Below are 12131 nucleotides of genomic sequence, written 5' to 3'. Positions count from 1 at the left end.
GGGGCGCCTCCGGATCGGTTCAGTCAGCGTGCAGAGCTAAGTGACTGAACAGTAACCACCCGGCCGACATCACTGCCGACCGGGTGGCCACCGCCGAAACCGGTGAGCCCCGGGACGGGCCGGACGACCTGCCCCGACCGCCTGGAGCGTCAGGCCGTTGCGGCCTTCTTGCCCCGTGTCGCTCCGCCGCGTCCCCGCAGCGTGACTCCGGACTCACTGAGCATCCGGTGGACGAATCCGTAGGAGCGGCCGGTCTCTTCGGCCAACGCCCGGATGCTCGCACCGGAGTCGTACTTCTTCTTCAGGTCTGCCGCGAGCTTGTCACGCGCGGCGCCGGTAACCCGGCTGCCCTTCTTCAGAGTCTCGGCCACCCGTGCCTCCTCATGGGAAGTGCGCTCTGGACTCTCATGATCACCCCTCGGGAGCTTCCTGGCCACCCATTCGGCAAGGTCCGTGCAACCCGGTTCCCGGCCAGGGAAGGGCTCCACACGACCGGAATCCTGCATTCCGCAGGGTCGTGGCGGCCGCTGGGGCAGGGTCCCGGAAGAACCGGCAGGTCAGGGCCACACGGGGTGGGCGGCCCCCATACGGGTGCGCCCGGCAGGTATCTGCCGGGCGCCGCGCCGGGGTACGAGACGTACTCACGCAGATGATGGATCACGCGTAGGCCGAATGATCCAGACGGAGTGGATCAGACGGACAGCGGGCGGGATCAGGCCAGTGCGACCAGGTCCTGGTAGTCCGCGCCCCACAGGTCCTCGACGCCGTCCGGCAGCAGGATGATGCGCTCCGGCTGGAGGGCCTCGACCGCTCCCTCGTCGTGCGTGACGAGGACGACGGCGCCCTTGTACGTGCGCAGCGCGCCGAGGATCTCCTCGCGGCTGGCGGGGTCGAGGTTGTTCGTCGGCTCGTCGAGGAGCAGGACGTTGGCGGAGGAGACGACCAGGGTCGCCAGCGCGAGACGGGTCTTCTCGCCGCCGGAGAGGACGCCGGCGGGCTTGTCGACGTCGTCGCCGGAGAAGAGGAAGGAGCCCAGCGTCTTGCGGACCTCGACGAGGTCGAGGTCGGGCGCCGCGGAGCGCATGTTCTCCAGGACGGTGCGGTCCGGGTCGAGGGTCTCGTGTTCCTGGGCGTAGTAGCCGAGCTTGAGGCCGTGGCCCTCGATCACGTCGCCGGTGTCGGGCTTCTCGGCGCCACCGAGGAGGCGCAGCAGTGTGGTCTTGCCCGCGCCGTTGAGGCCGAGGATGACGACCCGGGAGCCCTTGTCGATGGCGAGATCCACATCGGTGAAGATTTCGAGGGAACCGTACGACTTGGACAGGCCCTCCGCCATCAGGGGCGTCTTGCCGCACGGAGCGGGCTCGGGGAAGCGGAGCTTGGCGACCTTGTCGGAGACCCGGACGGCCTCCAGACCGGAGAGCAGCCGCTCGGCGCGCTTGGCCATGTTCTGCGCGGCGACGGTCTTGGTGGCCTTCGCGCGCATCTTGTCGGCCTGCGAGTTGAGGGCGGCGGCCTTCTTCTCGGCGTTCTGCCGCTCGCGCTTGCGGCGCTTCTCGTCGGCCTCGCGCTGCTGCTGATAGAGCTTCCAGCCCATGTTGTAGATGTCGATCTGCGAGCGGTTGGCGTCGAGGTAGAAGACCTTGTTGACGACCGTCTCGACGAGCTCGGCATCGTGGGAGATCACGATGAAGCCGCCGCGGTAGGTCTTGAGGTAGTCGCGCAGCCAGACGATCGAGTCGGCGTCGAGGTGGTTGGTCGGCTCGTCGAGCAGCAGGATGTCGGCGTCCGAGAAGAGGATCCGGGCCAGCTCGACACGGCGGCGCTGACCGCCGGAGAGCGTGTGGAGCGGCTGGCCGAGCACCCGGTCGGGCAGGCTGAGCGCGGCGGCGATGGTGGCGGCCTCGGCCTCGGCGGCGTATCCGCCCTTGGTGAGGAACTCCGTCTCCAGACGCTCGTACTTCTTCATCGCCTTCTCGCGGGTGGCGCCCTTGCCGGTCGCCATCCGCTCCTCGTTCTCCCGCATCTTGCGCAGGATCTCGTCGAGGCCGCGGGCGGAGAGGATGCGGTCGCGGGCCAGCACGTCGAGGTCGCCGGTGCGGGGGTCCTGCGGGAGGTAGCCCACCTCGCCGGAGCGGGTGATGGTGCCGCCGACGGGGTTGCCCTCGCCCGCGAGGCACTTGGTGAGCGTGGTCTTGCCCGCTCCGTTGCGGCCGACGAGGCCGATCCGGTCGCCCTTGGCGATGCGGAAGGAGGTGGACTCGATGAGGATGCGGGCGCCGGCACGCAGCTCGATGCCGGAAGCGGTGATCACGGTAAAACTCCAGGGCGGTTGGACGGCTGACGGGACGAGGGCGGAGGTGTCTCGACGCCGCTAATGCACAAGGAGAATTGCCATACGGGCCATTCTACTGGCGGTGTGCAACTGCTTTTCCGCATGCATCCGTGGCACGTGCCCGATACATGCATGGAAGGTGCCCGGCCGTCGCCCGGCGTCGCCGCCCCATTCCACCGTGCGACCAAAAAGGGCATCGCGGTGTGAACTACCCGATACTCGGCGGAGGTGGCGAGACCACCGCGGCCGGAGCGGAGGGTGGTGCCCCATGCAGTTCGACGACGACGCCGACCTGGACACGTCCGAGGTCCAGGATGTGCGCGGCAGCCGGATCCCGGGCGGCAGGGCCACCGTGGGCGGCGGCATCGTCGGCATCATCGCGCTGATCCTGGGGCTGCTCTTCGGTGTCGGCCCCGATCAGCTCGGCCTCTCGTCCGGCGGACCGGACACGACGGCGACCGCGTCGACGGCGGCACAGGTGGAGCAGTCCTGCCGGACCGGGCGGGACGCGAACACCAGGGACGACTGCCGGACCGTGGCGGTGGTCAACAGCGTGCAGGACTTCTGGCGGCAGGAGTTCCGGCGGCGTCAGGGCACGTACACGCCTTCGCGCACGGTCCTGTTCAGCGACCGGATCGGCACCGCGTGCGGCTCCGCGACCTCGGCGGTCGGGCCGTTCTACTGCCCGGGTGACCGGCAGGTCTACCTGGATCTGGGGTTCTTCGACGAACTGCGGACCAAGTTCGGCTCCAGCGGCGGCCCGTTCGCCGAGGCCTATGTCGTCGCCCATGAGTACGGACACCATGTGCAGGACCTGATGGGGACGCTGGACCGGTCCCAGGACGGCCGGACCGGCGCGAACAGCAACGCGGTCCGGGTGGAGCTGCAGGCGGACTGCTACGCCGGGGTCTGGGCTCATCACGCGACGACCACACCCGACGAATCGACCGGGCGGCCGCTGATCACCTCACTGACGCAGGCGGACATCCGGGACGGGCTCGACGCGGCGGCCGCGGTCGGCGACGACCGGATCCAGGAGAAGTTCCAGGGCCGGGTCACGCCGGAGTCCTGGACGCACGGTTCGGCCGCGCAGCGCCGGCAGTGGTTCACCACCGGCTTCCGCAGCGGCAACATGGCCGACTGCAACACCTTCCGCTGAGCCCCGGACCCCGGGCCGCGCCGGGCCGTTGTCAGTGGCCGATGGAAGACTGAGACACAGATCACAGAAGCGGGTCACGGGAGTACGAGAAGAGGTGAGCGCCATGGCAGGCGCACAGGCCGGCGTTCCGACGATCTATCCGACGATTCTGTACGACGACGCGAAGGCCGCGATCAGGACACTGACGGAGGGCCTCGGCTTCACCGAGGAAGCGGTGTACGAGGGCGAGGGCGGCCAGGTGCTCCATGCCGAGCTGTCCTGCGGCAACGGCAGGGTGATGCTGGGCTCCAGGGGCCGCGAGGGCGTCTTCGCCAAGGCGATGCAGGGAGCGGGTCCCGCCGGCGTCTACGTCGTGGTCGACGAGGTCGACGCGCACCATGCCAGAGCCGTGGAGCACGGGGTGGAGATCCTGATGCCGCCCACCGATCAGGACTACGGCTCGCGTGACTACATGGCGCGGGACGCCGAGGGCAATGTGTGGAGCTTCGGCACGTACGCGCCGGGGTCGGCGGACTGACGGCCGGACGGGCCGGGGCGGCCCGTCCGGCGCGGGGTGTCAGGCGCCGCCGGTGTGCACCTGGAACGCGGCCCGGCGCACCGCCTTGGCCAGCGCCGGGTCCGGGTGCGCGGCGGCCAGGGCCACGAGCACCTGCACGGTGCGCGGGTGGCCGACGGCCCGTACCTCGTCCAGCAGGGCCGGCACCGTGCCCTGGACGGCCGAGTCGAGATGGCGGACCAGCAGCCCGGTCTCGCCGTGGTCGGCGACGGCCGCCGCGGTGTCGACCCAGAGCCAGGTGGCCTCCTCCCGGCTGAGGACGTCCTGGGCGTCCTCGGGGTCGGCTCCGTCGTACTCGGCCAGCCAGAGCAGCGCGTAGGGGCGCAGCGAGGGGTCGGCGACGACGGAGCGCACCTCGGGCTCGGCGGGGGCGCCGACGACCCGGAGCGCCTCGAAGGCGAGCCCTCGCAGGAGCGCGTCCTCTCCGCGGGCGACGGCGAGGAGTTCGGCGACGGCGCTGCCGACCGGGCGGGCGGCCAGCCAGGCCCGGTATTCGTCGCGGGCCGGGCCGGGGGTGAGCCGGGCGCAGCCGAGCAGCATGTCGGCGGCGGACTGCTCGATGTTCCCGGCCGGGCTCTGGGCCGCGACGCAGATCTGTTCCAGCTTGACCCAGACCGCCCAGTTGCCGAGCGGGGTGAGGGTGGCGTGTCCGGCGCCGAGGGTGAGCGCGCCGACGGCGGCCAGCCCCTCCAGGGCCCAGTCCAGCAGCAGCGCCACCAGGGCGGCCGGGTGCGCGGCGGGAGCGGACTCGGCCGGGACCGGCAGCGACTGGGGCCCGTAGGGCACTTCGCAACGCTCCTCGCGGAGTTCCGCGACGCGCTGGCCGAGCAGGTCCAGCAGGGCGGGCACGGTGACCGGGCCCGCCGAGAGCTGGAGGAGGGAAAGGACCTGCGGCACGGCCTCGACGGCCTCGGCGACCGCGGTGGACTCAATGTCCGCGGGCGCCGGGTGGACGAGCGACCAGGCGTCGAAGAGCGCCACCCAGCCGCGGAGCACGGCGGAGTCGTCGCGGTCCCAGGCGCGCAGCCGCCATCCGGGGCGCGCGGTGTCGCCGTGCAGTTCGACGAGGCCGGCGAGCCTGGCCCGGTCCCAGCCGGAGCGCACCTGGGCCAGGGACAATTCCAGAGCTGTCGCGGCCCGTTGGAGCGCCTGGGCGGCGAGCGGTGGTGCGCCTGGGATCGCGCCGTCGGCTGCCCAGTGGGCGATCCGTACGGCGTCGGCGAGGGCCGTCCTGGCCTGCCGGGCCAGTTCCGACCGGGGCGGGGTGCCCTCCGGAGGGCGGGGGGCCGGCCTCGTGCGCCGGGTGGTCACGGCCTTGCGAGCGGTGGCAAGGGGTCGCGGGCGGACAAGTCGCAGCCTGGAGTCGCGCGGGTTACGGGACGTCACGGGGAGCAGTCTTGCTCCTGACGGCCCGAAAGCCCAAACGGAACCCGAATTCCCGGTGGAGGGGCCGGTGGACGGGGCCCGGGACCAAACGGCCGATCCCCCTCATCAGGTCACATCAGGGGCGTCAGGAAGCGGCGCAGGGTCTCTTCGTAGTGGACCGGGTCGGCATTCCACATCGCCGCATGCGGAGCCTGCGGCACGGCGTGCAGGGCGATCAGGTCCGGGCGGCGGGCGGCGAGATCGCGGGACGGCTGCCAGGGGGCGAGCCTGTCGTCGGGGCCGTGGAAGATCAGGGTCGGGGCATGCAGGGCCGGTGCGAGGGAGCCGTCCAGCAGCCGGGCGCCGTGCAGTCCGGTCTGCCCCTCGGCGGCGCGGACGGCGAGCGGCAGCAGGGCGGCCGGGACGCCTCGCGCGACGGCCAGGGCGCGCAGCGTGGCGACCCAGTCCAGCACCGGGGAGTCGAGGACGAGACCGCAGATCCGGTCGCGCAGCGCGGAGTTGACGGCCGCGTGCAGCGCCATCGAGGCGCCGGTGGACCAGCCGTGCAGGACGACCTTCTCGGCTCCGTACCGCACGGCGAAGCGGATCGCGGCGTCCAGGTCGCGCCATTCGGATTCGCCGAGATGGGCGAGGCCGTCGGGGGAACGCGGGGCTCCGGCGTCGCCGCGGTAGGCCAGGTCGAGCACGGGCAGGCGCAGGTCGTGCAGGAACCTCATGACGTTCATGGGGTGTTCCCTGGTGGTGCCGAGGCCGTGCACCGTGATGACCCAGGTGTCGCGGGGGCCGGGCAGGAACCAGGCGGGCAGGGCGCCGAGTTCGCCGGGGATCTCGACCTCCCGGTGGTGGAGGCCGAGCGCCGAGAACGGGTCGCCGCTGTGCAGCTGCGGGGTGACGCGGACCTTGGCGCCGGTCTCCAGGCTGCCGCGGTCGACGCGTTCCAGTCTGCGGACGACCGTGTCGGGGGCGTGGTGGGCGTGCTCGATCACCGGGCCGACCACGGCATGGACGTCCTTGCTCACCAGTCCGTACATGCCGGGCCGCAGGGCGGTGAAGGAGCGGGTCAGGGTGACCTGCCCGGCCGCCGTGGCGTGCACGGTGAGTCTGCGGTCGGCGGGGAGCGGTCGTCCGGACGGCGCCCTGAGGGCGGCGTCGCTGGCGAACCGGCCGGCCGCGACCGCTGCCGCACCGACGCCGAGGATCGTGGTGACGGCTGCTGCCGTAACTGTTGCCGGGCGCACTGCTCCAGTGTCGTGGGGAGTGCGGGACCCTGCCAGCGGACGGGGCTGTCCGGCGGATCAGGGCGGGACAGGGCGCGGCGTCCGGCGGGCCGGGCCGGGTCAGCCCGGCTGTCCGTACCCCTTGAGCGCCTCCTGCACATCGCGCAGCTGCTCCGGCGAGAGCAGGTTCGGAGTGTGTCCGGGGACGGAGCTCGCGGTGAGCCAGAGCCGACAGAGCCATTCCAGCTGGGCGGTCCGGTCGTACGCCTCGTCCAGGGTGGCCCCGTAGGTGACGGTTCCGTGGTTCTGGAGCAGACAGCCGGTACGGCCTCGCAGGGCGGCGAGCATGTTCTCGGCCAGTTCCGCGGTGCCGTAGCGCGCGTAGGCCGCGACGCGGACGGGGCCGCCCAGCACGGCGGCGGCGTAGTGGATCGACGGGACCTCGGGAACCAGTGTGGAGACGGCCGTGGCGTGCACCGCGTGGGTGTGCACGACGGCGGCCGCGTCGGTGTTCCGGTAGACGGCGAGGTGGAGCGGCAGTTCGCTGGTCGGGGCCAGTTCGCCGAGTACGCGGTTGCCTTCCGGATCGACGCCGACGGCGTCCTCGGGGCCCAGCCGGTCGTACGGCACTCCGCTCGGCGTGACCAGGATGGTGTCGCCGACCCGTGCCGACACGTTTCCCGAGGTCCCGACGACGAGGCCCTCGGCCGCCGTCCGCCGGGCGGTGGTGACGACACCGTCCCAGGCGCGTCCGATCGCGTCCCGCTGCTGCTCGCTCATACGCCGATCCTGTCAGCCCCGGAGGCGAACGGGTATGCGATCGGCCACAGCCGCGCCCCGCCGGAAAGCCGGGCCACGCCCCGCCCGAACACAAGCGGAATGCTCCCGCTCCGGTTTGGAACACCCCAACGCCCTGCCTAGTTCACCTTCCGTTCACCCAGGTTGCCTACGGTCCACATGCCAATGACGTCGAACGATTGCCTGGGTAAATGGAACACATCACGCTGCTACTCGCGATTGTGATCGTGACAGCTCTAGTGTTCGATTTCACGAACGGTTTCCACGACACCGCGAACGCGATGGCGACGACCATCTCGACCGGTGCACTCAGACCGAAGACAGCGGTGGCCATGTCCGCCGTTCTCAATCTCGTCGGCGCGTTCCTGTCGGTGGAGGTCGCCAAGACGATCTCCGGCGGGATCATCAACGAGGACGGGCTGCGAACAGAAGTCATCTTCGCGGCACTCGTCGGCGCCATTCTGTGGAATCTGCTGACCTGGCTGGTCGGACTGCCGTCCAGCTCCTCGCACGCCCTGTTCGGCGGTCTGATCGGCGCGGCCGTGATGTCGGCGGGCTGGTCGTCCGTCAACGGCGGCACCGTCGTCACCAAGGTGCTGCTGCCCGCCCTCGCCGCCCCGATCGTCGCCGGTCTGGCCGCGCTGCTGGCCACCAGGCTGACGTACCGGATCGGCGGGAAGGTCCGCAACGACGCCCAGGAGAAGGCCACCGCCAAGGGTTACCGCGCGGGCCAGATCGCCTCGGCCGGACTGGTCTCCCTCGCCCACGGCACCAACGACGCGCAGAAGACCATGGGCATCATCACCCTGGCCCTGGTCACCGGCGGCGTCCTGCACCCGGGCGCCAACCCGCCGGTCTGGGTCATCGTCTGCGCCGGTACGGCCATCGCGCTCGGCACCTACCTGGGCGGCTGGCGCATCATCCGCACCATGGGCAGCGGCCTCACCGACCTCAGGCCGCCGCAGGGCTTCGCCGCCCAGACCAGCGCGGCCACCGTCATCCTGGCCTCCTCGCACCTCGGTTTCTCCCTCTCCACCACCCAGTCCTGCTCCGGTGCCGTGATGGGCGCGGGCCTCGGCCGCCAGGGCGGTGTGGTCCGCTGGTCCACCGCCACCCGGATGTTCGTCGCCTGGGGTCTGACCCTGCCGGCCGCGGGTCTGGTCGGTGCGGGCGCGGAGCTCCTCACCAAGCAGGGCACCTGGGGTGTCGTGGTCGTCGCGGTGCTGCTGGTCGCGGGCTCCGGTGCGATCTGGCTGGTGTCGCGCCGCAAGCCGGTCGGCCACGACGATGTCGCGCCGACGGACGTCGACATCGAGCCCGCGGGTGTCGTCACCACGGCCATCGCCGCCGTCAGCCCGCCGCCCACCGCGGCCCAGGCGACGGCCCAGAACCTCATGACCACCATTCCGGCCCCGGCCGGAACCACCCAGGACCCGGCGCGACCCGCCACCGTCTGACCCGGCCGTCTAAGGATTCAGCATGAACATCGACTGGGCAGCCCTCGGCTCCGTATTCGGCGTCTCCCTCGTTGTCACCGTCGCGCTGGTGGGCCTCTTCACCCTGGGCATCGTCGGCCTCTCCAAGCAGCCGGAACCGGCGGCGCAGGGCGGCTCCGGCGGCTCGCTGCTGCTGGCCCGCGCCGGCGCGTACGTCTGCTTCACGCTGTGCGCGGCGGCCGTCGCGTACGGCATCTATCTGATCGTCGCCTGAGCCACTCCCGCGCACGCTCTCCCATCGGGCCGGACACCACAGGTGTCCGGCCCGATGTGGGTCTCAGCACACTGCGCCGCCGCAGGTCAACGGCAGGTTGACGGGCGTTCGCAGAGCGTGGTGGACTGCCGGAGCCAATTACGGCGACAGCAGAGGAAGCCGGTGCGAATCCGGCGCGGTCCCGCCACTGTCACCGGGGAGCGGTCCCCCACACCGGAAGTCACGGCACGCGCGAGCGGGCTGGAAGGCCGGGGGAACCGCGGATCCGGGAGCCAGGAGACTCTCGTCGCCGGTCACGTCGAACCAGGGCGCGGACCCTGAGTGAGGACATATCGCCATGCCTGGCCGCCCTGCGTCCGCTGTTCCGGCGCTCTCGACGAGAGCCGCCCGTACGAAGGTCCTCCGAGGCGCGACGGCCGGTTGAGCCGTGCGAGCCGACCGCATCTTCGCGTACGGCGCCACGGCCGGTCTGATCGGCGATCTGCTGCTCGGTGACCCCCGCAGGGGACACCCGGTCGCCACCTTCGGGCGGGCCGCGGCGGGCGTCGAACGCCGTCTGTGGCGCGACCACCGCGGGTGGGGCGCGCTGCACACCCTCGTCTGCGCCGGAGGCGCCGCAGGTGGTGCCGCGCTGATCAACCGCGCCGTACGCCGCAGCCCCGCCGCCTCCGTGGCGCTGACCGCGGCCGTCACCTGGTCCGTCGTCGGCGGTACGTCCCTGGGGCGCGAGGCGCGGGCCATCGGCGGCGCCCTGGCGGCCGGTGACCTCGACCTGGCCCGCGAGCGGCTGCCGCATCTGTGCGGGCGCGACCCGCAGTCCCTGGACGGGCCGCAGATCGCCCGCGCCGTGGTGGAGTCCGTGGCGGAGAACACCTCGGACGCCGTGGTCGGCGCCCTGGTGTGGGGCGCGCTGGCCGGGGTCCCCGGGCTGGCCGGCTTCCGGGCCGCCAACACCCTTGACGCGATGGTCGGTCACAAGTCGCCCCGCCACCGGCGCTACGGCTGGGCCTCGGCCCGCCTCGACGACCTCGCGGGCTGGCCCGGCGCCCGGCTCACGGCCCTGCTCGCCGTGGCCGCCGGAGGGCAGCCGGGCGGAGCGGTCCGCGCCTGGCGGGCCGATGCCGCCAAGCACCCGAGCCCCAACGCGGGCCCGGTGGAGGCCTCGTTCGCGGGTGCGCTCGGCGTACGCCTCGGCGGAACCCTCGCGTACGGCGGCCGGATCGAGCACCGCCCCGTGCTCAACGGGGAGACGGGCCGGGCCGTGGAGACCGAGGACATCGAGCGCGCGGTACGGCTGTCGCGCCGGGTGGGCGCGCTGGCCCTCGGCGTGTGCGTGGCGGGACGGATCGGCGCGGCCCTCGCCGCACGACGGATCGCGGGGCGCCGGACGGCAGCACCTCGCATCGCAGGACGGAGAAGCACATGAGCGGCGGACTGCTGGTCGCCGGAACCACTTCCGACGCGGGCAAGAGCGTCGTGACGGCAGGCATCTGCCGCTGGCTCGTGCGCCGGGGCGTGAAGGTGGCGCCCTTCAAGGCGCAGAACATGTCGCTGAACTCGTTCGTCACCCGCGAGGGTGCCGAGATCGGGCGCGCCCAGGCCATGCAGGCCCAGGCCGCCCGCGTCGAGCCGACCGCGCTGATGAACCCGGTCCTGCTCAAGCCCGGCAGCGACCGCTCCAGCCAGGTCGTCCTGATGGGGAAGCCGGTCGGCGAGATGAGCGCACGCGGCTACCACGGGGGCAGGCAGGAAGCGCTCCTCTCCACGGTCGTGGACTGCCTGGAGCAGCTCCGGGGCACGTACGACGCGGTGATCTGCGAAGGGGCGGGCAGCCCGGCCGAGATCAATCTGCGGCGCACGGACATCGTGAACATGGGCATCGCACGGGCGGCGCGCTTCCCGGTGGTGGTCGTCGGCGACATCGACCGCGGCGGCGTCTTCGCCTCCTTCTTCGGTACGACGGCGCTGCTCGCCGCGGAGGACCAGTCGCTGATCGCCGGCTATCTCGTCAACAAGTTCCGCGGCGACGTGTCGCTGCTGGAGCCGGGTCTGGAGATGCTGCGGGACCTCACCGGGCGGCCGACGTACGGGGTGCTGCCCTTCGCCCACGGCCTCGGCATCGACGAGGAGGACGGTCTGCGGGTCTCGTTGCGCGGAGCCGTGCGCGAATCGGTCGTGGCGCCGCCGTACGGCGAGGACGTGCTGCGCGTCGCGGTGTGCGCGGTGCCCCTGATGTCGAACTTCACCGATGTGGACGCGCTGGCCGCCGAGCCCGGCGTCGTCGTCAGGTTCGTGGACCGCGCCGAGGAGCTGTCCGACGCCGACCTCGTCGTCGTGCCGGGCACCCGCGGCACCGTGAAGGCGCTGGCCTGGCTGCGCGAGCGCGGCCTCGCCGACGCGCTGGCGCGGCGCGCGGGCGAGGGCCGGCCGGTCCTCGGCATCTGCGGCGGCTTCCAGCTCCTCGGCGAGCGCATCGAGGACGAGGTCGAGTCCCGGGCCGGGCTGGTCGAGGGTCTCGGCCTCCTCCCCGTACGCATCCGCTTCGACCGCGAGAAGACCCTGGCCCGGCCCGTCGGCGAGGCGCTCGGCGCGCCGGTCGAGGGGTACGAGATCCACCACGGCGTGGCGGACGTACGCGGCGGAGAGGCGTTCCTGGACGGTTGCCGGGTCGGCGCCGTGTGGGGCACCCACTGGCACGGTTCGCTGGAGAGCGACGAGTTCCGCCGCCGCTTCCTGACCGAGGTCGCGCGGGCCGCCGGCCGGCGCTTCGTCCCCGCTCCCGACACCGGGTTCGCGGCGCTGCGCGAGGAGCAGCTCGACCGCCTCGGCGATCTCGTCGAAGAGCACGCGGACACCGACGCGTTGCTGCGGCTCATAGAGTCGGGCGCGCCGCCGGGGCTTCCCTTCATCGCCCCCGGAGCACCCGGAGCCCCCGGAGGCCGCCGATGACCCCGGGCGCCGGCCGAGGCCGCC

At 72.3% G+C, this 12131-nt stretch carries 11 protein-coding genes and 1 riboswitch; of the genes, 6 read left to right on the top strand and 5 right to left on the bottom strand.

Annotation, left to right across the window (positions count from 1 at the left end; genetic code table 11):
* Nucleotides 1-149 precede the first annotated feature (149 nt).
* Nucleotides 150-371 carry a helix-turn-helix domain-containing protein gene (locus OG611_RS18080; protein WP_018518904.1) on the bottom strand — a complete coding sequence of 74 codons (222 nt, stop codon included), beginning with the start codon at nucleotides 369-371 and terminating at the stop codon, nucleotides 150-152.
* Nucleotides 372-712: 341 nt separating this feature from the next.
* Nucleotides 713-2311, bottom strand: a complete 1599-nt coding sequence (locus OG611_RS18075; protein WP_266421101.1) for an ABC-F family ATP-binding cassette domain-containing protein — start codon at nucleotides 2309-2311, stop codon at nucleotides 713-715.
* A 289-nt stretch (nucleotides 2312-2600) separates the two neighbouring features.
* On the opposite strand from OG611_RS18075, the gene OG611_RS18070 reads away from it, so the two are divergent.
* Nucleotides 2601-3491 carry a neutral zinc metallopeptidase gene (locus tag OG611_RS18070; protein WP_266421099.1) on the top strand — a complete coding sequence of 297 codons (891 nt, stop codon included), beginning with the start codon at nucleotides 2601-2603 and terminating at the stop codon, nucleotides 3489-3491.
* Between the two features lie 103 nt (nucleotides 3492-3594).
* Complete coding sequence (locus tag OG611_RS18065) at nucleotides 3595-4008, top strand: VOC family protein (protein WP_266421097.1); 414 nt, start codon at nucleotides 3595-3597, stop codon at nucleotides 4006-4008.
* 39 nt (nucleotides 4009-4047) lie between these two features.
* Here the strand turns inward: OG611_RS18065 and OG611_RS18060 are convergent, their stop codons facing one another.
* From OG611_RS18060 to OG611_RS18050, 3 genes are all read right to left on the bottom strand, one after another.
* On the bottom strand, nucleotides 4048-5358 hold the full coding sequence (locus OG611_RS18060) for a hypothetical protein (protein WP_266425981.1): 1311 nt from the start codon (nucleotides 5356-5358) through the stop codon (nucleotides 4048-4050).
* 185 nt (nucleotides 5359-5543) lie between these two features.
* Complete coding sequence (locus OG611_RS18055; protein ID WP_266421094.1) at nucleotides 5544-6671, bottom strand: alpha/beta hydrolase; 1128 nt, start codon at nucleotides 6669-6671, stop codon at nucleotides 5544-5546.
* A gap of 99 nt (nucleotides 6672-6770) precedes the next feature.
* A complete protein-coding gene (locus OG611_RS18050) occupies nucleotides 6771-7430 on the bottom strand; it encodes a class II aldolase/adducin family protein (protein WP_266421092.1) in 660 nt (219 codons plus the stop codon).
* Between the two features lie 209 nt (nucleotides 7431-7639).
* Here OG611_RS18050 and OG611_RS18045 point away from each other — a divergent pair, with 209 nt between their 5' ends.
* From OG611_RS18045 to OG611_RS18030, 4 genes are all read left to right on the top strand, one after another.
* The gene (locus OG611_RS18045; protein WP_266421089.1) at nucleotides 7640-8905 is read left to right on the top strand and encodes an inorganic phosphate transporter; all 1266 of its coding nucleotides are present in this window, start codon (nucleotides 7640-7642) and stop codon (nucleotides 8903-8905) included.
* Nucleotides 8906-8927: 22 nt separating this feature from the next.
* The gene (locus tag OG611_RS18040) at nucleotides 8928-9158 is read left to right on the top strand and encodes a hypothetical protein (RefSeq protein WP_266421086.1); all 231 of its coding nucleotides are present in this window, start codon (nucleotides 8928-8930) and stop codon (nucleotides 9156-9158) included.
* A gap of 151 nt (nucleotides 9159-9309) precedes the next feature.
* Nucleotides 9310-9441, top strand: a riboswitch (cobalamin riboswitch).
* A 144-nt stretch (nucleotides 9442-9585) separates the two neighbouring features.
* Nucleotides 9586-10584 (top strand): cobalamin biosynthesis protein, encoded by a 999-nt coding sequence (locus OG611_RS18035; protein WP_266421083.1) that lies wholly within the window; start codon nucleotides 9586-9588, stop codon nucleotides 10582-10584.
* Nucleotides 10581-12107 (top strand): cobyric acid synthase, encoded by a 1527-nt coding sequence (locus tag OG611_RS18030; protein WP_266421082.1) that lies wholly within the window; start codon nucleotides 10581-10583, stop codon nucleotides 12105-12107. The genes OG611_RS18035 and OG611_RS18030 overlap by 4 nt, the downstream gene beginning before the upstream one ends.
* Nucleotides 12108-12131 lie beyond the last annotated feature (24 nt).

This window comes from Streptomyces sp. NBC_01363 (assembly GCF_026340595.1).
Lineage (GTDB): Bacteria > Actinomycetota > Actinomycetes > Streptomycetales > Streptomycetaceae > Streptomyces.
The sequence above is the reverse complement of the archived record's forward strand: the minus strand, read 5'-3'. Positions and strand labels throughout refer to the sequence as shown.

Excerpts from the sequence above, each read along its gene's own strand:
- OG611_RS18070 (WP_266421099.1), top strand. The coding sequence starts at position 2,601 with ATGCAGTTCGACGACGACGCCGACCTGGACACGTCCGAGGTCCAGGAT.
- OG611_RS18050 (WP_266421092.1), bottom strand. The coding sequence starts at position 7,430 with ATGAGCGAGCAGCAGCGGGACGCGATCGGACGCGCCTGGGACGGTGTC.
- OG611_RS18040 (WP_266421086.1), top strand. The coding sequence starts at position 8,928 with ATGAACATCGACTGGGCAGCCCTCGGCTCCGTATTCGGCGTCTCCCTC.
- OG611_RS18065 (WP_266421097.1), top strand. The coding sequence starts at position 3,595 with ATGGCAGGCGCACAGGCCGGCGTTCCGACGATCTATCCGACGATTCTG.
- OG611_RS18045 (WP_266421089.1), top strand. The coding sequence starts at position 7,640 with ATGGAACACATCACGCTGCTACTCGCGATTGTGATCGTGACAGCTCTA.
- OG611_RS18030 (WP_266421082.1), top strand. The coding sequence starts at position 10,581 with ATGAGCGGCGGACTGCTGGTCGCCGGAACCACTTCCGACGCGGGCAAG.